The sequence below is a fragment of the Pseudonocardia sp. Ae505_Ps2 genome (genome assembly GCF_001932425.1).
In the GTDB taxonomy this organism is placed as follows: domain Bacteria; phylum Actinomycetota; class Actinomycetes; order Mycobacteriales; family Pseudonocardiaceae; genus Pseudonocardia.
Window position 1 is genome coordinate 3,294,362 of record NZ_MCIP01000001.1, and the last position, 18,369, is coordinate 3,312,730.

General features: G+C 74.7%; 19 protein-coding genes. 13 read left to right on the forward strand and 6 right to left on the reverse strand.

From position 1 onward, the window contains the following. Positions 1 to 19: 19 nt before the first annotated feature. Genes Ae505Ps2_RS15755 through Ae505Ps2_RS31240 form a run of 3 tightly spaced genes read right to left on the reverse strand, consistent with a single transcriptional unit; the run spans position 20 to position 4,089 of the window. Complete coding sequence (locus tag Ae505Ps2_RS15755) at positions 20 to 748, reverse strand: Clp protease N-terminal domain-containing protein (protein ID WP_075333588.1); 729 nt, start codon at positions 746 to 748, stop codon at positions 20 to 22. 49 nt (positions 749 to 797) lie between these two features. Further along, complete coding sequence (gene dinB, locus Ae505Ps2_RS15760; RefSeq protein ID WP_075553741.1) at positions 798 to 2,114, reverse strand: DNA polymerase IV; 1,317 nt, start codon at positions 2,112 to 2,114, stop codon at positions 798 to 800. Between the two features lie 46 nt (positions 2,115 to 2,160). Next, positions 2,161 to 4,089 carry a hypothetical protein gene (locus Ae505Ps2_RS31240; RefSeq protein WP_139320177.1) on the reverse strand — a complete coding sequence of 643 codons (1,929 nt, stop codon included), beginning with the start codon at positions 4,087 to 4,089 and terminating at the stop codon, positions 2,161 to 2,163. Positions 4,090 to 4,187: 98 nt separating this feature from the next. Here Ae505Ps2_RS31240 and Ae505Ps2_RS15770 point away from each other — a divergent pair, with 98 nt between their 5' ends. The 6 genes from Ae505Ps2_RS15770 to Ae505Ps2_RS15795 all read left to right on the forward strand — a co-directional run bounded on the left by Ae505Ps2_RS15770 (position 4,188) and on the right by Ae505Ps2_RS15795 (position 10,580). Then, the gene (locus tag Ae505Ps2_RS15770; protein WP_075333586.1) at positions 4,188 to 5,015 is read left to right on the forward strand and encodes a hypothetical protein; all 828 of its coding nucleotides are present in this window, start codon (positions 4,188 to 4,190) and stop codon (positions 5,013 to 5,015) included. 50 nt (positions 5,016 to 5,065) lie between these two features. Continuing rightward, complete coding sequence (locus Ae505Ps2_RS15775; protein ID WP_075307203.1) at positions 5,066 to 5,899, forward strand: DUF1684 domain-containing protein; 834 nt, start codon at positions 5,066 to 5,068, stop codon at positions 5,897 to 5,899. Between the two features lie 197 nt (positions 5,900 to 6,096). Further along, positions 6,097 to 7,902 (forward strand): NAD(P)/FAD-dependent oxidoreductase, encoded by a 1,806-nt coding sequence (locus Ae505Ps2_RS15780; protein WP_139318763.1) that lies wholly within the window; start codon positions 6,097 to 6,099, stop codon positions 7,900 to 7,902. A gap of 75 nt (positions 7,903 to 7,977) precedes the next feature. Continuing rightward, positions 7,978 to 8,868 carry a hypothetical protein gene (locus Ae505Ps2_RS15785; RefSeq protein WP_249265282.1) on the forward strand — a complete coding sequence of 297 codons (891 nt, stop codon included), beginning with the start codon at positions 7,978 to 7,980 and terminating at the stop codon, positions 8,866 to 8,868. Next, positions 8,865 to 9,908, forward strand: a complete 1,044-nt coding sequence (locus Ae505Ps2_RS15790; protein ID WP_075307199.1) for an LLM class flavin-dependent oxidoreductase — start codon at positions 8,865 to 8,867, stop codon at positions 9,906 to 9,908. Before Ae505Ps2_RS15785 ends, Ae505Ps2_RS15790 begins: the two co-directional genes overlap by 4 nt. Before the next feature lie 180 nt (positions 9,909 to 10,088). After that, positions 10,089 to 10,580 (forward strand): DNA starvation/stationary phase protection protein, encoded by a 492-nt coding sequence (locus tag Ae505Ps2_RS15795; protein WP_075554248.1) that lies wholly within the window; start codon positions 10,089 to 10,091, stop codon positions 10,578 to 10,580. A gap of 127 nt (positions 10,581 to 10,707) precedes the next feature. On the opposite strand, the gene Ae505Ps2_RS15800 is transcribed toward Ae505Ps2_RS15795, so the two are convergent. Then, the gene (locus Ae505Ps2_RS15800; RefSeq protein ID WP_075307197.1) at positions 10,708 to 11,202 is read right to left on the reverse strand and encodes a hypothetical protein; all 495 of its coding nucleotides are present in this window, start codon (positions 11,200 to 11,202) and stop codon (positions 10,708 to 10,710) included. A 46-nt stretch (positions 11,203 to 11,248) separates the two neighbouring features. On the opposite strand from Ae505Ps2_RS15800, the gene Ae505Ps2_RS15805 reads away from it, so the two are divergent. The 6 genes from Ae505Ps2_RS15805 to Ae505Ps2_RS15830 all read left to right on the forward strand — a co-directional run bounded on the left by Ae505Ps2_RS15805 (position 11,249) and on the right by Ae505Ps2_RS15830 (position 16,243). Continuing rightward, on the forward strand, positions 11,249 to 11,884 hold the full coding sequence (locus tag Ae505Ps2_RS15805) for a YoaK family protein (RefSeq protein WP_075307195.1): 636 nt from the start codon (positions 11,249 to 11,251) through the stop codon (positions 11,882 to 11,884). Positions 11,885 to 11,925: 41 nt separating this feature from the next. Then, positions 11,926 to 12,840 (forward strand): alpha/beta hydrolase, encoded by a 915-nt coding sequence (locus tag Ae505Ps2_RS15810; RefSeq protein ID WP_020622406.1) that lies wholly within the window; start codon positions 11,926 to 11,928, stop codon positions 12,838 to 12,840. 160 nt (positions 12,841 to 13,000) lie between these two features. After that, positions 13,001 to 14,221 (forward strand): MFS transporter, encoded by a 1,221-nt coding sequence (locus Ae505Ps2_RS15815; RefSeq protein WP_233147593.1) that lies wholly within the window; start codon positions 13,001 to 13,003, stop codon positions 14,219 to 14,221. A 198-nt stretch (positions 14,222 to 14,419) separates the two neighbouring features. Continuing rightward, positions 14,420 to 14,815: a transglycosylase family protein gene (locus Ae505Ps2_RS15820; RefSeq protein WP_020622404.1), complete on the forward strand. Its 396-nt coding sequence runs from the start codon at positions 14,420 to 14,422 to the stop codon at positions 14,813 to 14,815. 141 nt (positions 14,816 to 14,956) lie between these two features. Then, a complete protein-coding gene (locus Ae505Ps2_RS15825; protein WP_075553319.1) occupies positions 14,957 to 15,781 on the forward strand; it encodes a transposase family protein in 825 nt (274 codons plus the stop codon). A gap of 33 nt (positions 15,782 to 15,814) precedes the next feature. After that, a complete protein-coding gene (locus Ae505Ps2_RS15830) occupies positions 15,815 to 16,243 on the forward strand; it encodes a pyridoxamine 5'-phosphate oxidase family protein (protein ID WP_075307193.1) in 429 nt (142 codons plus the stop codon). A 2-nt stretch (positions 16,244 to 16,245) separates the two neighbouring features. Here the strand turns inward: Ae505Ps2_RS15830 and Ae505Ps2_RS15835 are convergent, their stop codons facing one another. Together Ae505Ps2_RS15835 and Ae505Ps2_RS15840 are read right to left on the reverse strand one after the other, a co-directional pair. Next, positions 16,246 to 16,800, reverse strand: coding sequence for a DUF3558 family protein (locus Ae505Ps2_RS15835; RefSeq protein WP_075307191.1), 555 nt, complete (start codon positions 16,798 to 16,800; stop codon positions 16,246 to 16,248). Further along, positions 16,800 to 17,141, reverse strand: a complete 342-nt coding sequence (locus Ae505Ps2_RS15840; RefSeq protein WP_083695781.1) for a PE domain-containing protein — start codon at positions 17,139 to 17,141, stop codon at positions 16,800 to 16,802. The genes Ae505Ps2_RS15835 and Ae505Ps2_RS15840 overlap by 1 nt, the downstream gene beginning before the upstream one ends. Positions 17,142 to 17,311: 170 nt before the next feature. Between Ae505Ps2_RS15840 and Ae505Ps2_RS15845 the strand changes: the two genes are divergently transcribed. Then, positions 17,312 to 18,331: a hypothetical protein gene (locus Ae505Ps2_RS15845; protein ID WP_075307189.1), complete on the forward strand. Its 1,020-nt coding sequence runs from the start codon at positions 17,312 to 17,314 to the stop codon at positions 18,329 to 18,331. The last annotated feature ends 38 nt before the right edge of the window (positions 18,332 to 18,369 follow it).

Sequence of the window (18,369 nt, forward strand, 5' to 3'; positions counted from 1 at the left end):
CGGACGAACTGCCGAGGAGTCACGGTGTCTCGGGGTCCTCCATCGCGGCGAGTGCCTGGGCCAGGGACTCCTCGACGCGGGCGGCTTCGACACCGGCCGCGGACAGGACGCCGTCGCCGTCCTCGGTCTCCAGCAGCGCGAGCAGGACGTGCTCGGTGCCGACGTAGTTGTGTCCCAGCCGCAGCGCGTGGCGGAACGTCAGCTCCAGGGTCTTCTTCGTGTCCGGGTCGAACGGGATGAGGGCGGGGAGGGTGTCCGCGGGGGCGGGCAGCGCTGCGGTGGCGGCCTCGCCCAGCGCCGCGGTGTCGGTGCCGAGCCCGGTCAGCAGCAGCACCGCGAGCCCACGGGTCTCGGAGAGCACGCCGAGGAGCAGGTGCTCCGGCGTGATCCGGTCGTTGCCGGCCGCACGGGCCGCCTCCTGGGCGGCGACGACGACGGCCCGCGCCCGCGGGGTGAAGCGCTCGAAGCCGCCCGCCATGTCGGTCCTGGGGTCGGCACGCGGCACGAACCGCTTCTGCGCGGCCTGCTTGGACACCCCCATGCTGCGGCCGATCTCGGTCCAGGAGGCGCCGGAACGGCGCGCCTGGTCCACGAAGTGGCCGATCAGGTGGTCGGCCACCTCACCGAGGTGGTCGCCGGCGAGTACTGCGTCGGACAGCTGCTCCAGGGGGTCCTGGTGGATGGCGGTGATGGCTCGGATGAGGTCGTCGAGACGGACGGTGGTGCCCGGAGGCGTCGGAGTTCCCATGCGTCAACTGTAAGTTGACGCAGGCGATCCGTCAACATTGAGTTGACGGTCATTCGTGCTCGGGCAGGAGCGGCACCTGCAGGCCCTCGTCGTGGCCGAGGCGGCTGGCGCGGCCGACCGAGGCCGATCCGAACCGGCTCCGGACGGCGTCGAGCGCGGTGTCCAGGGCGGGTCCGGCGTGCGCGTCGAGCGGCAGCTCCAGCTGCAGGGCGTCGTCGCGGTCGAGGTTGGTCAGCGACAGGCCGAGCAGGGTGATCCCGCGGCGGTGGATCTCGGGCAGCGCGTCGACGAGCAGTCGTCGTGCCGCGGACAGGATCGTCGGAGTGTGGGCAGTGGCGACCGGCAGGGTGTGCGAGCGCGTGATGCGGGCGTAGTCGCCGAACCGCACCCTCAGCACGACGGTGCGGCAGACCCGGCCGCCGGCGGGGGTGCCGATCGCGCCGGTGCCCGCCGGATCGTCCGGGTCGTCGCCCGGCCCGGCGGCGTCGAACGGGTCCGGGGTCCCGTCCTGCTCGTCGCGGTCGGAGCCGCGGGGGGCGCGAAGTCGCCGGGCCAGCCGGTCGACGGTCGAGGCCAGGATGCCGTCGAGCTCGGCGTCGGTGCGCGGGCGCCGGCCCAGGGCCCGCTGCGACCCGATCGACCGGCGGGTCCGGTGGGTGTCCACCGGCCGGGGGTCCTGCAGGTGGGCCAGGGCGTGCAGGTGGCGGCCCGCGGCGGGTCCCAGGTAGGAGACCAGCGCCGCCTCGCCCAGCGACGCGACGTCGGCGACGGTCCGGACCCCGACCTCGTGGAGCCGGGCCGCGGTCACCGCGCCGACGCCCCACAGGCTGCGCACCGGCAGCGGGTGCAGGAACTCCCGTTCCCGGTCGGGGTCGACGACCAGCAACCCGTCGGGCTTCGACGCCCCGCTGGCCACCTTCGCGAGGAACTTCGTGCGGGCCACGCCGACGCTGATCGGCAGACCCGCCTCCCCGGCCACCCGCTCGCGCAGCCGCGTCGCGATCTCCCGGGGGGTCCCCGCGATCCTCAACAGCCCGCCGACCTCCAGGAACGCCTCGTCGATGGACAGCCCCTCGACCTCCGGGGTCGTGTCGCGGAACAGCGCGAACACCGCGCGGCTCGCCTCGGAGTAGGCCGCCATCCGCGGCGGCACGACGACCGCCTGCGGGCACAGTGCCCGCGCCTGGCGCCCGTTCATCGCGGTCCGCACGCCGTAGGCCTTCGCCTGGTAGCTGGCCGCCAGCACGACACCGCCGCCCACGATCACCGGTCGCCCGCGCAGCCGCGGGTCGTCGCGCTGCTCGACCGACGCGTAGAACGAGTCCAGGTCGGCATGCAGGATGGTGGCCAGGCCGCGCACGAACACATGTTCGCATGCGGCCGGGCCGACGGCGAGGGCTCGGTGTGGTGTCTCAGGCGCCCCCGGTCCGGCTGCGCCAGCGCTCGCGGGCCCGCCGGGCGGCCTTCGCCACCGCGGCGTCGGGGTGGTGCTCGCCCAGCGCGGCGAGCACGTCGCCGACCCGGGGATGGTCGAGCTGCCACAGCATGTCGAACACGTCGAGGGACTCGGGCGGGAACTCGGCGGCGAACGCGTCCGGCCAGTCCTCGGCGTCGACGGTGTCCAGCGCGACGGCCAGCACGTCGACCGAGGCGACCAGCAGGAGCTCCGGCTCGACGGCGTCGGGGTCCAGCTCCCCGCGCGCGACGAGCCGGCGGGCCACCATCCCGCGGTGCGGGCCGTCGAGGTGCTCGCGCAGCAGGGTGTCGACGGTGTCGGCGCCGAACCGGTCCGCGGCCACCCCGGTCGCGGTGAGCGCGACCAGCAGCGACTGTCCCGGCGCGAGCGCGGCGGCCACGAAGTCCGCGACCGCGCGGGCCGGGTCGGGCTGCGCGGCGTGCCAGGCGTCGATGTCGCGGCGCCACTCGTCCGGCGCGACCTCCCCGGCCAGCTCGACGATCTCCGCGGCCGAGGCGACCGCCGGGTCCGGGCGGGTCGGGTAGTGCAGGTCCTCGGCGGCGAGCAGCAGCAGCGCGCAGGCGACCCCACCGGGAGTCAGCTGCACGATCCCGCCGACCCGCACCTGGCCGACCAGGTCGTCGGGCTCGGTCCGCGAGCCGGTCCAGGCGACGACGCCGAGCCGCTCCAGCTGCTCCAGCAGCAGCTGCGCCCGGCCCTCGGCGACACCGGTGTCGCCGGGCTGCTCCTCGGTCCAGTCGAGCAGCACGTCCAGGGCGTGGCACAGGTCGTCGTGGTCGACGCCGTCCTCGACGTGGCGCAGCAGGAACAGCAGGGCCGGGGTCGCGTCCTCCGAGGGCGGGCCGTCCCCGGCGCCGAGCAGCGCCTCGATCGTCTCGTCGTCGATCCCGGCCCCCGGCACCGGGGCCTCGTCGTCGATCCCGGCCCCCGGCACCGGGGCCTCGTCGTCGAACCCGAGGACCACGTCCTCGAGCGGTGCGGGCAGCGACGGGTGGGCCGACGAGCCGGCCGGGCGGTCGGGGTCCGTCCCGTCGTCGACGACGGCACGCGGCCAGCCGGTCGAGAGCGCCCCCACGTCGCGGGCGGCCAGCACGAGGTCCTCGTGGGCCGTGGTGTCGTCGAGCCCGGCGAACCGTGGCACGGCCACCAGCCTGCCCTTCTCCCGGCGCACCGCGCCCGCGCGCACGCTGGTCTCCAGCACCCAGGTGAGCGTCCGCAGCCGGGTGGAGCGGTCGAGGCGGCCGTAGCGGTCCGGCTCGTCACCGGTGCCGAGCAGGTCCACCAGCTCCCGCGCGTCGGCCAGCCGCAGGTTGCCGGTCGCGGTCAGCGGCCTGCCGCGGTCGCCGCACCAGGCGGCCAGCGCGCGGGCGTCGTGCAGGATCCGGGCCTGCGCCGCGGACGCCGCCCGGTCGGCGGGCGAGGGGATCCGCACCGGGTCCGGGTCGTCGCCCAGCTCGGTCAGCAGCGGGGACCCGGCTCCGGCCTCCAGCTCCTCGTACTCCTGTACGTACTCCCCGCACAGCCGCCGCACCTGCGACGGCCGCGGCCCGCCCGGGGCGAGCAGCCCCCGTTCGTCGAGGTACTCGATGAACGCCGCGACGCTCGCGGGCACCAGACGCACCGGCAGCCGGTGCTCCAGCACGACGTGCGGGCACCAGCCGTCGAGGAAGGTCTCGACGTGCTCCAGGGGCCAGTCCGCGAGGTCACCGTCCGCCGCCAGCCACTTGTACTGCAGCAACAGCTCCGCCGACATCGGCTCGGCGTCCACCTCGTTCTCGGTGAGCCACGCCGCGAACCCGTCGAGCAGTTCCTGGGCGGCCGCGTGGAACTCGTCGTCGGAGTCCGGGCCGAACCGCATGCGCATGGCCCGAGTGTGCACGCCCGGCGGGCCGGCCACACCCACGGCCACGGATCGGCGTGTCCGGAGCGGGCCACCGGCTCGGCAGGCAGGATGGCCGGGACATGACCACACTCCTCGCCCTGCTCGCGGCCGCGGCCGCCATGGCCGGCAACACCGTCGCCGCCCTCTGGGAGGCCCGCGGGAGCCGGCTGGCGAAGTACGGGCGGCCGGTGTGGCTGCAGCCGTGGTTCCTGGCCGGGCTGTTCGCCGACATCCTGGCCTGGGTGCTCACCGTGGTCGCACTGCGGTACCTGCCGGTCTTCGCGGTCCAGTCGATCCTCGCCGGCGCCATCGCGCTGACCACGCTGGCCGACCACGGCTGGAACCCGTGGAACCTGATCCGGCGCGACCGGTGGGCCGTCCTGGCGGTGCTCGCAGGCCTGGTCGTGGTGGCCGCGAGCGCCGAGCCGGACCGTCCGGACGCGTTGCCCCCCGTGGCCACCCCGGTCCTGCTGGTGTCGTTCGTGCTGATCCTCGCCGCCGCACCGTTGGTGTGGCGTGCCGGCCGGCCGATGCTGCTGGCGCTGCTGGCCGGGCTCGGGTTCGGCGGTACCGCGCTGGCCGTGCGGGCCATCCACCCCGGGCCCCTGCGCTGGGAGACCGCGGGCAGCCTGCTGCTCGACCCGCTGGTGTACGGCGTCGTCGCGATGGGTGTGCTCGGGGTGCTGGCCTTCGCCCGTGCCCTGCAGGACGGCGCCGTCGGCCCGGCGACGGCGGTGCTGTCGGTGACCGAGGTCGTGGTGCCGGGCGTCGTCGGGCTCGCGCTGCTCGGCGACCGGATCCGGCCGGGCTGGGAGGGCGCGGCGCTGGCCGGGGTGCTGGTCGCGCTGGCCGGGGTGGTCGTGCTGACCCGTCCCGACCCGGAGTCGGTGCGCCGCCGGGTGCACTGAGCCGGGCCCCGAGCGGGAACAGCCACGGCCGGAGCCGGTGTTGCCCCCACATGACGAGCACCTGGACCTCCGCGACGACCGAGAGCACCGAGCGCGCCGCGTACGACACCTGGCGCGCCGACCGCGAGCGGACCCTGGCCGAGCCGCACGGCTGGCTGTCGCTGACCGCCCTGCACTGGCTCGACGACGGCGAGGGCGGGCTGCCGGGGCTGCCCGGCACCTGGCGGGTCGCCGGCCCGGACGCGGTCGCGGTCACCGCCGAGGCGGCCGACGGCGTCGTCCTGCCCGGCACCGACGCGCCGCTCGACGGCACGGCGCACCTGCACCCGGTGGACGGCGCACCCGGGGTGATGGTCACCGTGGGGGAGCGGGTCGTCGAGATCGCGCGGCGCACCGACTCCTACGCGCTGCGCGTGCGCGACCCGAGGGCGGTCACCCGGACCGCCTTCACCGGTGTCCCGGCCTGGGGTTACGACCCGGCCGCGGTCGTCGACGCGGTGTTCACCCCCTACGACGCGCCGCGCACCGTCACCGTGGACGCCGTCGTCGCCGGCCTGCAGCACTTCCCGACCGCGGTCGGCGAGGTCGCCTTCACCTGGGCGGGCCGCCCGCAGCGACTGGTGGCGCTGGCGGGCAAGGACGGGGGCCTGTCCCTGCACTTCCGCGACGCCACCTCCGGGGACACCACCTACGGCGGCGGGCGCATCCTGCGCGCCGACGACCCCGCCCCGGACGGGACCCTGCGCCTCGACCTGAACCGGGTGGTGAACCTGCCCTGCGCGTTCACCGCGTACGCCACCTGCCCGCTGCCGCCGGCCGGGAACACCCTGGACGTGCCGGTGGAGGCGGGTGAGCGGACCCCGTCGCGGCCCGACCAGGTCTGAGGCGAGGGGCGGCCCGGCACACGGGGAGCGTGTGCCGGGCCGGGGGCGGCGAGCCCCCATGCCGCGGCGGTTGCAACCTCCCCGCAACCGGTGTCGTGGGTCACGCGGGTGGTGTTCACTCCGGTCGTTGCCCCGACGACCGCGGCTGGACGGCGAGCGCCGCCACGGTCGTGGCGAACCGCTCGCTGGAGGTGCCCGTGACGACCACGCAGGAGAAGACGGCGGCACGCACGACCGCGGAGGGCTGGCTCACCGCCTTCGCCGACGCCCTGTCCGCCCGCGACATCGACCGCGCCGTCGGGCTGTTCGCCGACGAGAGCTACTGGCGCGACCTGGTCGCGTTCACCTGGAACCTGAAGACCGTCGAGCACCACGACGGCATCCGTGACCTGCTGACCCACACCCTGGACCCGACCGACCCGTCGCACTGGGCGCTCTCCGCCGAGCCGACCGAGGCCGGCGGCGTCACCGAGGGGTGGTTCACGTTCGAGACCGCCGTCGGGCGCGGCTCCGGGCACGTCCGCATCGTCGACGGGAAGGCGTGGACCCTGCTCACCACCCTCGACGAGCTGAAAGGCCACGAGGAGCCCCGCGGGGAGAACCGGCCGCTCGGCACCGAACACGGCGCCAACCCCGCCCGGGTCACCTGGAAGGAACGCCGCGACGCCGAGCTGGCCGAGCTGGGCCACACCCGCGACCCCGAGGTCGTGATCATCGGCGGCGGGCAGGGCGGCATCGCGCTGGGCGCCCGGCTGCGCCAGCTCGGTGTCGACACGATCATCGTCGAGCGCAACGAGCGGCCCGGCGACTCCTGGCGCAAGCGCTACAAGAGCCTCGCCCTGCACGACCCGGTCTGGTACGACCACCTGCCGTACCTGAAGTTCCCGGACAACTGGCCGGTGTTCGCGCCGAAGGACAAGATCGGCGACTGGCTGGAGTTCTACACGCGGATCATGGAGCTGAACTACTGGGGCTCCACCACCGCGAACAGCGCCGAGTTCGACGAGGCGTCCGGTCGCTGGCGCGTCGTCGTCGACAGGGCGGGCGAGCAGATCACCCTGCGCCCGCGCCAGCTCGTGATCGCGCTCGGCGTCTCCGGCAAGCCGAACATCCCCGACTTCCCCGGGCAGGAGCAGTTCCGCGGCGAGGTGCAGCACTCGTCCCAGCACCCCGGCCCGGACGCCTACCGGGGCAAGAAGGTCGTGGTCATCGGCTCGAACAACTCCGCCTTCGACATCTGCGGGTCGCTGTGGGAGGTCGGCGCCGACGTCACGATGGTGCAGCGCTCCTCGACCCACATCATCCGGTCCGAGTCGCTGCTGGAGTACTGCCTCAAGGGCCTCTACTCCGAGGAAGCGGTCGCGAACGGCGTCGACACCCACACCGCGGACATGATCTTCGCGTCGTTGCCGTACCGCATCATGAACCAGTTCGAGAAGCCGAACTACGACAAGGTCCGCGAGATCGACGCCGAGTTCTACGCCAAGCTGGAGAAGGCGGGCTTCGACCTCGACTTCGGCGACGACGACTCCGGTCTGTTCATGAAGTACCTGCGCCGTGGCTCGGGCTACTACATCGACGTGGGTGCCGCCGAGCTCGTCGCCGACGGCAAGGTGAAGCTGGTCCGCGGCCAGATGCAGGAGTTCACCGAGAAGGGCGTGAAGCTCGCCGACGGCACCGAGCTCGACGCCGACCTCGTCGTGTTTGCGACCGGCTACCGGTCGATGAACGGCCTCGCCGCCGACATCGTCGGCCAGGACGTCGCGGACACGGTGGGCAAGGTGTGGGGCCTGGGCTCGGACACGACCAAGGACCCCGGTCCCTGGGAGGGCGAGCAGCGCAACATGTGGAAGCCCACCCAGCAGCAGAACCTGTGGTTCCACGGCGGGAACCTGCACCAGAGCCGGTTCTACTCGCTGTACCTGGCGCTGCAGCTCACGGCGCGGGCGGCGGGCATCGACACCCCCGTCTACGGGCTGCAGGAGCGGCACCACCTCTCCTGACCGCCGAGCAGGAGAGCCACCGGGGTGGCCGCGCGCCGGGACCGCGTGCGGCCACCCCGTACTAGCGTTGCGCCGGTGACCACCTCCGACGGCGCGGTGCCGTCCACCCGGGCGCTCTGGGCCGAGCTCGAGCCGGTCCACGACGTCGTCTACTTCGCCCCCGAGGCGCAGGCCGCCGCCGGGGCCGCCGGGTTCCGCGGGTTCTGGCGTGGCTACTTCGCGATGCGTGCCGCGCCACTGGGGCCGGTGGGCGCGGCACCCGTGACGGCCGCGTTCCACGGATTCCACCGGTCGATGGTCGCCCGCGCACTGCCCGCGGTCTGGTCGCTCGGCACCCCGGCCGCGGCGCTCGCGGCCCGCCTCGCCGGTGCCGCCGCCGCACTGCGCCGGTCCGGTCTCGACGGTGCCGGCCCGGCCGCCGACCCGGCCGCGCTGCGCCGGGCCGCGGAGCTGGCCTGGGCGGCCGCCGGGGAGGTCGACGTCGACGGCCGCGTCCTCGCCGCCGCGAACGCCGCACTGCCCCGGCCCGACGGCGACCTCGAGACCCTCTGGCAGGCGACGACGACGCTGCGCGAGCACCGCGGGGACGGCCACGTCGCCGTCCTGGTCGCGCGGGGCATCGGCCCGGTCGCCGCGCACCACCTCAAGATCGCCGCCGGGGAGACCGACGGCGAGTGGCTGCGCACCGCCCGCGGGTTCGACCCCGAGACCTGGGCGGCCGGTGCGCAGGACCTGCGTGCCCGCGGCTGGGTCGACGCCACCGGTGCGCTCACCGCCGCGGTCGCGCACGAGCACGACGAGATCGAACGGCTCACCGACCGGGCCGCCGCCCGCCCGTGGGCCGCCCTCGGCGCGGACCGGACCGCCGAGCTCGCCGCGCTGCTGGCGCCGATGGCGTCGGCGGTGCTCGCGGCCGGGGACGTGCCCGCGCACGGCCCGGTCGGGCTCGTCCGGGACGCCCGATGAGGACCGCCACGACGGTGGAGGCCTCCGGCGGCGACTGGCGCGAGACCGTCGAGTTCGTCGTCGAGGCCGAACGGCTCGGTCTCGACGACTGCTGGGTCGCCGAGGCGTGGGGGTCGGACGCGCCGTCGGCGCTGGGCTACCTGGCCGCCCGCACCGAGCGGATCCGGCTCGGCTCCGGGGTGATCCAGGTCGGCACCCGCTCGCCGGTCGCGGTCGCCCAGGCGGCGCTGACCCTGCACGACATGTCGCAGGGCCGGTTCCTGCTCGGCCTCGGAGCGTCCGGCCCGCAGGTGATCGAGGGCCTGCACGGGGTGCCGTTCGCGCGCCCGCTCACCCGGCTGCGCGAGACGATCGAGGTGGTCCGGGCCGCCTGCGCGGGGGAGCGCATCGACTACGACGGCGAGACCGTCGCGATCCCGCTGCCCGGCGGCGAGGGCCGCCCGATGCGGCTGTCGACGACGCCCGTGCCGGACCTGCCGGTGTTCGTCGCGGCGCTGTCCCCGCGGATGTTGGAGCTCACCGGGCGGGTCGCCGACGGCTGGCTGGGCACGAGCTTCGTCCCGGAGGGCGCCGAGGCCTACCTCGCCCACCTCGACACCGGTCTGCGCGCGGCCGGGCGGGCCCGGTCCGCGATCGAGGTCTGCCAGGGCGCCGAGGTCGCCTTCGCCGCCGACGAGGCCGAGCAGGCGGCGATGGTCGACGCCCGCCGTCCCGGCATCGCGTTCAGCCTCGGCGGGATGGGCACCGCCGAGCGGAACTTCTACTACGACGCCTACCGGCGCCAGGGCTGGGGCGAGCGCGCCGACGCCGTCCGCGCCGCCTGGCAGCGCGGGGACCGGGCCGGCGCCGCGGCCCTGGTGACCGACGAGATGGTGCTGGGGACGACGCTGGTCGGTACCCACGAGCGGACCGGCGCGCGGCTGCGGGACTGGGCCGCCGCCGGCGTCGACACCGTCCGGCTCTACCCCGCCGGCGAGACGCTCGACGAACGACTCACCACCCTGGCGCGGGCCGTCGAGCTGGCCCGGGCCGCGGGGTGAGCACACGGCGGCGGCGCGCCGCTGCTCGGACTACCCACGCGGCGCGCTCGTAGGCTCGACTCTCCCCAGGTCAGGCATGCCTCACCGGTTGTCGGACGGATCACGAACGGGTGTGGGCGCCCCACGGTCGGGGCACTCCCGGTACGTCCCGAACCGACATCGGAAGGAGCGGTGAGCACCATGGCCACCCCGATCACCAGCCCGCTCGACGGCGGCGCCACCGACATCACCGGCCGCGTGCTGCAGGAGACCCTCGTCGACCTCGTCGACCTGTCCCTGGTCGCCAAGCAGGCGCACTGGAACCTCGTCGGCAAGCAGTTCCGTGACATCCACCTGCACCTCGACGAGCTCGTCGCCCTCGCGCGCGAGCACGGCGACTCGGTCGCCGAGCGTGCCGCCGCCATCGGCGTCGCCCCCGACGGTCGCGCGAGGACGGTCGGCCGCGACACCGGGCTGCCGGAGTACCCGGCGGGCTACGTGTCCGACCAGGACACGGTGCTGACCATCTCGGCGACCGTCGACGCCGTCGTCGACCGGCTGCGTCCGCGGATCGAGCAGGCCGGCAAGGCCGACCCGCTCACGGAGGACCTGCTCATCGAGCTGGGCCGCGCGCTGGAGGAGGCCCGCTGGATGTGGCAGGCCCAGGCGGCCGGCTACCGCGGCGAGGTCTGAGCAGCACCCACCACACCGGCCCCGGACGTCCCCACCACGGCGTCCGGGGCCGTCGTGCGTCCGCAGGCGTGAGGCCCGCTGCGTGAGGCCGGGACCGTGAGATCTGCTGCGTGAGGTCTGCGGTGGGTCACCGCACCGCCGTCGCGGCCGCGGTGACCGTCGCCCGCCAGATCGCCATCGCCGCCCACAGCACGAACACCCCGACCGGCAGCGGCAGCGCATCGGGCAGGTCCGCGCCGTAACGCGGCCGCAGCGCGCCGGCCCGCCACACCCGGCCCGCCTCGTTGACCGCGTCGGCCGTGGTGAGCAGCGCGAACCGGTGCCCGACCCCCGAGCCGCTGAGCCGGTAGGCCAGGTCGCCGACCTCGACCGACCACCGAGGGCGCGACAGCGGCCCGTCCGGATGGTCGACCGAGCGCTGGATGCGGGCGCGGACGTCGCCCTCCAGCGCGAACCGGGCGATCCCCTCCGAGCGCAGCGCGTAGGGGTGCCCGTCGATGACGAGGTCCCGGTGGGCCTGCCAGGCACGTGCGCTCCACCCGGTCACGGCCCGGCCGTCGGCGGTGACCTCGTAGCGCACGCGGAGCAGCCCGGCCGGAACGGAGGTGGCACGCAGCTGCACCCGCCCAGCGTGCCACCTCCGGTGGCCGCCGCGGGAGGATCATCCGGTGAACCGTGCGATCGTCCTCGCGTTGCTGGCCGCCTGCGCCGGGGTGGTGGACGTCTGGGCGGTGGTCGCCCTGGGTGGCGCCTTCGCCGGCGTCGTCACCGGCAACCTCGTGACGGCGGGGCATGCCGTCGCCGTCGCCGACCCGGTCGAGCTGCTCCCACCGGCGGTCGCGGTGGCGGGCTTCGTCGCCGGGGTCGGTCTGTGGTCGCTGCACCGGCGGTGGCAGCGGGATGCGGTGTCCGCGCCGCTGCTGGCCGAGCTGGTCGTGCTGATCGCACTCGCCGTCGCGTGGCTGCTCGCGCCCGCCGCGACGCTGCCGCTGCTGGCCGGGGCCGCGGTCGCGATGGGTGGACAGAGCAGCGTCGCCCGGCTGCTCGGGGAGTCCACGACCTACATGACCGGCACCCTGACCGGTGCGGTCGCCGACCTGGTCACCGGCGACGGGCGGCGGTGGTCGGCGCTGCGCCAGCTCGGCGCGCTGGTGCTCGGGGCCGTCGCGGGCGGGCTCCTGCTGGAGCACCTGCGGCCCGCCGTGCCCGCGGTGGCGGTGCTGCTCGCCGGGGCGGCCGTCGTCGTCCACGCCGTCGGTGCCCGGCGGGTGCAGGATGGTCGAGTGGGGTCCGCCGCCCCGTAGGACCCCGCCACTCGTGGGACGACGTAGAAGGAGTACCGACCGTGCCGCTGCACCCGCAGGTGGAAGCCCTCCTGACGCTCCTGGCCCAGCAGGGCGGTGACCCGCCGGAGACCATGACCGTCGAGCAGAACCGGGCCATGCTCCGGGGGATGGCCGCGGTGTCCGGCCCGCCCGAGCCGGTCGCGGCGGTCCGCGACGACCGCGCCGGTGACGTACCGGTCCGCATCTACACGCCCGAGGGCACCGGCCCGTTCCCGATCCTGGTCTTCTACCACGGCGGCGGCTGGGTGATCGGCGACCTCGACAGCCACGACCCGGTGTGCCGGTCGCTGGCCAACCGGTCCGGCGCCGTCGTCGTCTCGGTCGACTACCGGCTCGCGCCCGAGCACCGGTTCCCCGCGGCCGTCGACGACGCCGTCGCCGCCCTGGACTGGGTGCACGCCCACGCCGCGGAGTTCGACGGCGACCCGTCCCGCATCGCCGTCGGCGGCGACTCCGCGGGCGGGAACCTGTCGGCGGTCGTCGCCCAGCACGCTCGCGACCACGGTCCCGACCTGCGGTTCCAGCTGCTGGTCTATCCGGCCGTCGACGGCGCCGACGAGAGCCCGTCGATGACCGAGAACGCACAGGGTCCGCTGCTGACCCGGGCCATGATGGAGTGGTTCATGGGCCACTACCTCACCGACGAGAAGGACCTGCGCGACCCGCGGATGTCTCCGGCCCGCGCCACCGACCTGTCCGGGCTGCCGCCCGCGCTGGTCGTCACCGCGGAGTTCGACCCGCTCCGCGACCAGGGTGCTGCCTACGCCGCGGCGCTGAACGCCGCGGGGGTGAAGGCGGAGCTGCGCGAGTCGCCGGGCATGATCCACGGGTTCCTGCAGTTCGGCGCCGCGGTCGACGACAGCCGTGCCCTGCTCGACGAGGCGGGCGCCGCCCTGCGCACCGCTCTGGCCTGACCCACCCCCGCACCCGCCCCTCCTCGCGCGCCGAGCCCGCGGCGTCGTCGTGCTGGGCGGGGTGGGACGGGGGAGCGGGGGCGCCGGGGAGGTCGGGGGAATGCGGGTCCCGGGCCGGTCGTTGCGGATGCTCAGAAGGCCGTCCGACCCGAGGAGCACCGTGCCCCGCCTGTCCCCGCCGGTGGCGTTCGCCGTCGTCGCCGCGACGTTCGTCTGGTTCCTCGCCGCGTCGTCCGCGCCGTCCCCGCTCTACGTCGTGTACCAGGAGAGCTTCGCCTTCAGCGAGTTCACGCTGACCACGGTGTTCGCGGTCTACGTCCTCGCGCTGATCGCCGCCCTGCTCGTCGCCGGGTCGCTGTCGGACCACATCGGGCGCAAGCCGGTGCTGCTCGGTGCGATCGCGCTGGAGGCCGTGTCCCTGGTGCTGTTCCTGCTGGCCGACGGTGTCGGCTGGCTCCTGGTCGCGCGCGTCGTCCAGGGCGTCGCGACCGGCGCGGCGACGGCGACGCTGCCCGCGACGCTGGTCGATCTCGCCGCTCGCGGTGACCGGCCCGAGCGCGCCGGCGTGGTCAACGGCACCGCGCCGCTGTCCGGTCTCGCCGTCGGGGCGCTGGGCTGCGGCCTGCTCGTCGAGTACGCGCCCGCGCCGACCCGCCTGGTCTGGGCGCTGCTGCTCGCCGGCCTGGTCCTGGCCGCCGTGCTGGTCGCCCTGATCCCGGAGACCATCGACCGTCGGCCGGGGGCGCTCGCGTCGCTGCGCCCGCGGGTCGGGGTGCCGCCGCGGGTGCGGTCCGGGTTCGCCGTGATCGTGCCGATCCTGCTGGCGAGCTGGGCGCTCGCCGGGCTCTACCTCTCGCTCGGGGGCTCGGTGGTCGCGCAGGTGTTCGGCGTGCGCGACCACCTGGTCGGCGGGCTCACCGTCGTCGCGCTCGTCGGGACCGGCGCGGTGACGGCCTTCGCGCTGCGCGGGCGCGTCCCCGTGACGCTGCTCGTCCCGGCGGCCTGGCTGCTCGCCGCCGGTACCGTCGTCACACTGGCCGGGGTGCTCACCGGAGTGCTCGCGCTCGCCGCCGTCGGCGCGGTCGTCGCCGGGCTGGGTTTCGGCTCGGCCGCCTACGCCACGTTCGGGACGATGTCCACGCTCGCCGCCCCGCACGAGCGCGGCGAGCTCTTCGCGGCCCTCTACACGCTGGCCTACCTGGCGTTCTCGGTGCCGGCGATGGTCGCGGGCGTCGCCGCGACGCTGGGGGAGCTGCGGCCCACGGCGCTGGTGTACGGCGGCGTCGTCGCGGTGCTCGCCGTCGTCGCGGCGGTGCTGGGCCGTCGCGTCCCCGTTCCCGCGACGGGCGAACCGGTCCCCGCGCCGACCCGCGGCAGCTGATCGGCGGACGGCCCGACGGGTATGCGTTACCCCGTCCGTCGGTGAACGCGGCCGGGCGACCACTCGTCGCCTACTCCGCGTCGGCGGGTGTCACGGGTTGTGACGAGTGGTCTCGGCGTGGTTACGGTGTCGGCCGCTCCGGGCCCTCCCCGCACTCCGGCCCGGGCGGCACCTGCTCCCCGAGGTAGAGGAACGACGATGGCTGGACGACACCGCAAGCCCACCGAGACCGGCCGGAAGGTCGCCCGGATCAGCGCGTTCGCCGCGGTGGCGGCGGCTCCACTGGGCGTCGTCGGGACCGCGGCGGCGGCCGAGTCGACGTCGTCGGCCGCGCCGTCGGTCGAGCGGACCGCCACCTGGGACAAGCTCGCGCACTGCGAGAGCACCGGGAACTGGGACGCCGACACCGGCAACGGGTTCAAGGGCGGACTGCAGTTCACGCCGTCGACCTGGAAGGAGTTCGGCGGCCGGAAGTACGCCCCGAGCGCCGAGCAGGCGACCAAGGCCCAGCAGATCGAGATCGCGAAGAAGGTGCAGGACGAGCAGGGCTGGAAGGCCTGGCCCGCGTGCACCGAGAAGCTCGGCTGGCGCTGAGCGGCCACACTGAGGTGTTCTCAGTAGCGGGGTGGCAGGTCGTGGCGACACGCCGAGGGTGGTGAGATGAGCGGGAACGGGGCAGGACCCCGGTAGATCGGTTCGGTCCAGCACAGATCGACACCGTCACCGAGGTCCTGCATGTCTGATCCTGTCACCTACACCGCTGTCCTCCCGATCGGGGAGCGCACCGTGGCCTATCTGGCGCGGCTCCTGGTCCTTCAACGCCGTCGACGTGGCACCCGGCGGCGGGCGTTGACCCCGTTCGCCCAGGCAGTGCTGGTGATCCGCTGGTTCTGTGATGCTACCCGGGTCCGATGTTCGGCCGGTGACAACGCGATCAGCACTGCAACGGCCTACCGTTACCTGCACGAAGGCATCGACGTCCTCGCCGCGGCCGCACCCGGCCTGCACGGAGCCCTGCTCGCCGCCCGCACAGCCGGGCACACCCACGTGAATCTCGACGGCACCCTGATCGCCACCGACCGGTGCCGCGCGCTCGGCCTCACCCCCGGGGTCGACCTGTGGTGGTCGGGCAAGCACCGCCGCCACGGCGGGAACATCCAGGTCCTCACCGCACCTGATGGATGGCCGCTATGGACCAGCGACGTGCGGCCGGGCCGCGAGCACGACACCCGCTGCGCCCGTACCCACCCCGGGCTGCTCGAGGGCCTGGCCGCGTTCACCGACGACACCCACGCCGCGCTGGGCGACCTCGGCTACGAAGGCGAAGCCGACCGGCTCACCGTGCCCATCAAACTCGCCCCCGGCCGCGGGCAGACGGTCAACCAGCGCACCGTCAACACCCTGCACTCAGCCCTTCGTGCTCTGGCCGAACGCGGAAACGCCCTGCTCAAGACCACCTTCGCCGCGTTGCGGCGAGTCACGCTATGTCCCTGGCGCACCGGCGCGATCACCGCAGCTGCGCTCGTACTACTCCACACCGAGTACGACCGCACGACATGATCAACCCGCTACTGAGAACACCTCACTGGTCGCATGGATCTGGACGCGGTACGGCGGATCGTCGCCGAGGACTCCGGGCTGTGCACCGTCGCGGTCGTCCGCGCCGACGGACGCCCGCACACCTCGCTGGTCAACGCGGGTGTGCTCGACCACCCCGTGACCGGCACCCCGGTGGCCGCCTACGTCACCTACGGCCCCGTCAAGCTGACGGCGTTGCGCGCGCGACCCGCGACGTCGCTGCACTGGCGGGCCGGGTGGCGCTGGGTGGCCGTCGAGGGCAACTCGGAGATCATCGGGCCGGACGACCCGCGCGACGGCGTCGACGTCCCGCAGCTTCTCCGGGACGTGTTCGTCGCCTGCGGCGGCACCCACGACGACTGGGCCGAGTACGACCGGGTGATGGCCGAGCAGCGGCGGGCGGCGGTGCTCGTGGCGCCGGAACGGGTGGTCGGGAACCGCTGAGGTCAGCCGGCGTGGGCCGCGCGCAGGTTCGCCATCATCCGCGAGGCCTCGCCACGGAGACGGTCACAGATCGACCTGCCGGTGTACGCCCCGCCCCTCTCGGCCAGCGGTGTGACCTGGACCTGAGCACGGAGCGACGCGGTGTCGGCGACGTCGAGCACGAGCTGACAGAGCGGTAGACCCGTCCCCGGGGCAGCCAGCGATCGCTGGACGGCGCCGAACCCCGCGACCTCGACGATCTCGGAGCTGCCGGGCTCGAACGCCTGAGCTGCATCGACGTGGAAGGTCTGGAGTGTGTAGCCCAGACCGTCGCGGGTGCTCCATGTGCAGTCGTTCGACGTGCCGTCCTGGCTCGTGCCGGGTTTCGTCGTCCGGACGCCGAGGCGATCGCGATCCGATGGGGCGAGGCCGTCGCACGGGTCCACCGTCGTGACGTCCAGTTCGAACGGCCGAGGCGGGAACGACACCGGCCGGTCCTGCTCGTCGTGTCGGGCAGCGCCTCCGCAGCCGGTGAGGAGCACGGTGACGGCCAGCCCGATGACCAGCCGGGTGCGCATCACGAGTCGTCCCCGAACTCACGTGCAAGATCGGCGTCGGTGACGCCGTACTCCAGCGCCGTCGCGCGCAGGGCCGTGTGGGCTGCGCGGAGCTCGGCACACTGGGCCCAGTGCCCGGCCAGAATCTGGTCGATCTTCCGCTGGAAGAGGTCGCGGGCGTCGAGGGATACAGGATCCTCGGCACAGGGTCTGAGGTCGAGGCCGTTGAGACTGGCGTTGAGCATCGACTCCATGTCGTCGGCCCGGGTACGGAGCACTCGTGCCACCGCGAGGACGTTGTCCGCGCTGACCTGGGAGATGAGGCCTTCGAACGACCGCTGCCGCTCCGGGCTGAGCGTCACCGGGCGAGCGTAGTCGGTGTTCGTGTTCGCCCGGGGTGGATCAGCCGATTCCCGGCGAGAGTGATGGTGCCGCTCCTGATCCACGGATACCCACCGACCACGGGCGCGGCCAACGGTGCCCGATCGCGGACCCGGCGGAACCGAGTCGCACCCGGCGTCGTCCAAGCCGCATGACCACCTACGCCCACGACCCGGTCGCCTCGACGATCGTCGCCTGCTGGCCCACCGGCGACGGCGCCGTCGCCCACCGGGCCGCCCGCGTCCCGCGGACCCTCGACCACTCCCTGGCCCGCCGCACCGCGACCGCGCTGAGCGCCCTGTCGAGGCACCTGTGGGCCGCCTACGCCGACCAGGCCGCGCACGAGATCGACCCGGCGGAGCTGGCCGCGGCGGTCCGCCACCCGAACCAGCCGGTCGGAGACCTGCTGCGCGTCATGGAGGACGGCTGTGCCGAGACCGCGCACCTGCTCGGCCGGATCGTGGCGCGGGCACCGGGGCAGGCGTTCCGCGACGCCGTCGTCGCCGACGTCCGCGCCGAGACCGACGCCGTCCTCGACGCCGACGACGGCGTCCTCACCGGCCGCTCCGCCCAGGCCGTCGTCCACCCGCGGTGCGACGCCCCGGCCGAGCAGCTCCTCGTCGCCCACTCGCTGCTGCACGACGACCCGCTCGGGCCGCCCGCGATCGTGACGTCGGTCGAGCCGAACGCGGCCGCCGTCGCGACCCTGCGCTGGCTGCGGGCCTCCGCCGCGCTCGTCGCGGAGCGGGTCGGGCATGCGGTGCCCGACGTCGTCGCGCTCGCCGAGGCCATCGGACACGAGGACCTCGCGGTGGCCCGGCACGTGCTGTGCACCCTCGCCGGGGCCGCCGAGGAGGAGGTGGTCCTCGACCTGTTCCAGGAGGCCGTCCTGGCCCGGCAGGGGTGGTTCGTCGTGTGCCCGGAGCAGGCCCCGCACCCCGAGCACGGCCACCGTGCGGTCTCGACCGTCCTGGACCCGCTCGAGCCGGCGTCGTGCCTGCTCGACGGGCTGGTCCGCGGGCTCCACGGCTGCTTCCGGGTGTGGCTCGACGACGTCGTCACCCGGGAGAACCCCGGCACCGACCCGCGGCTGGTCGGGGCCACCCGGATCGCGGAGCTGCGCCGGCTCTACGCCGAGGAGGTCCGGCGCTCGATCGGGGCGGGGCGCTGAGCGCGCTGGTGGGTCGCGCCGCCGATCGCCGAGCTGGG

Coding starts and splice junctions, on each gene's coding strand:
- Ae505Ps2_RS15825 (WP_075553319.1), top strand. CDS start 14,957: ATGTCTGATCCTGTCACCTACACCGCTGTCCTCCCGATCGGGGAGCGC.
- Ae505Ps2_RS15755 (WP_075333588.1), bottom strand. CDS start 748: ATGGGAACTCCGACGCCTCCGGGCACCACCGTCCGTCTCGACGACCTC.
- Ae505Ps2_RS15795 (WP_075554248.1), top strand. CDS start 10,089: ATGGCCACCCCGATCACCAGCCCGCTCGACGGCGGCGCCACCGACATC.
- Ae505Ps2_RS15820 (WP_020622404.1), top strand. CDS start 14,420: ATGGCTGGACGACACCGCAAGCCCACCGAGACCGGCCGGAAGGTCGCC.
- Ae505Ps2_RS15770 (WP_075333586.1), top strand. CDS start 4,188: ATGACCACACTCCTCGCCCTGCTCGCGGCCGCGGCCGCCATGGCCGGC.
- Ae505Ps2_RS15845 (WP_075307189.1), top strand. CDS start 17,312: ATGACCACCTACGCCCACGACCCGGTCGCCTCGACGATCGTCGCCTGC.
- Ae505Ps2_RS31240 (WP_139320177.1), bottom strand. CDS start 4,089: ATGCGCATGCGGTTCGGCCCGGACTCCGACGACGAGTTCCACGCGGCC.
- Ae505Ps2_RS15790 (WP_075307199.1), top strand. CDS start 8,865: ATGAGGACCGCCACGACGGTGGAGGCCTCCGGCGGCGACTGGCGCGAG.
- Ae505Ps2_RS15775 (WP_075307203.1), top strand. CDS start 5,066: ATGACGAGCACCTGGACCTCCGCGACGACCGAGAGCACCGAGCGCGCC.
- Ae505Ps2_RS15830 (WP_075307193.1), top strand. CDS start 15,815: ATGGATCTGGACGCGGTACGGCGGATCGTCGCCGAGGACTCCGGGCTG.
- Ae505Ps2_RS15835 (WP_075307191.1), bottom strand. CDS start 16,800: ATGCGCACCCGGCTGGTCATCGGGCTGGCCGTCACCGTGCTCCTCACC.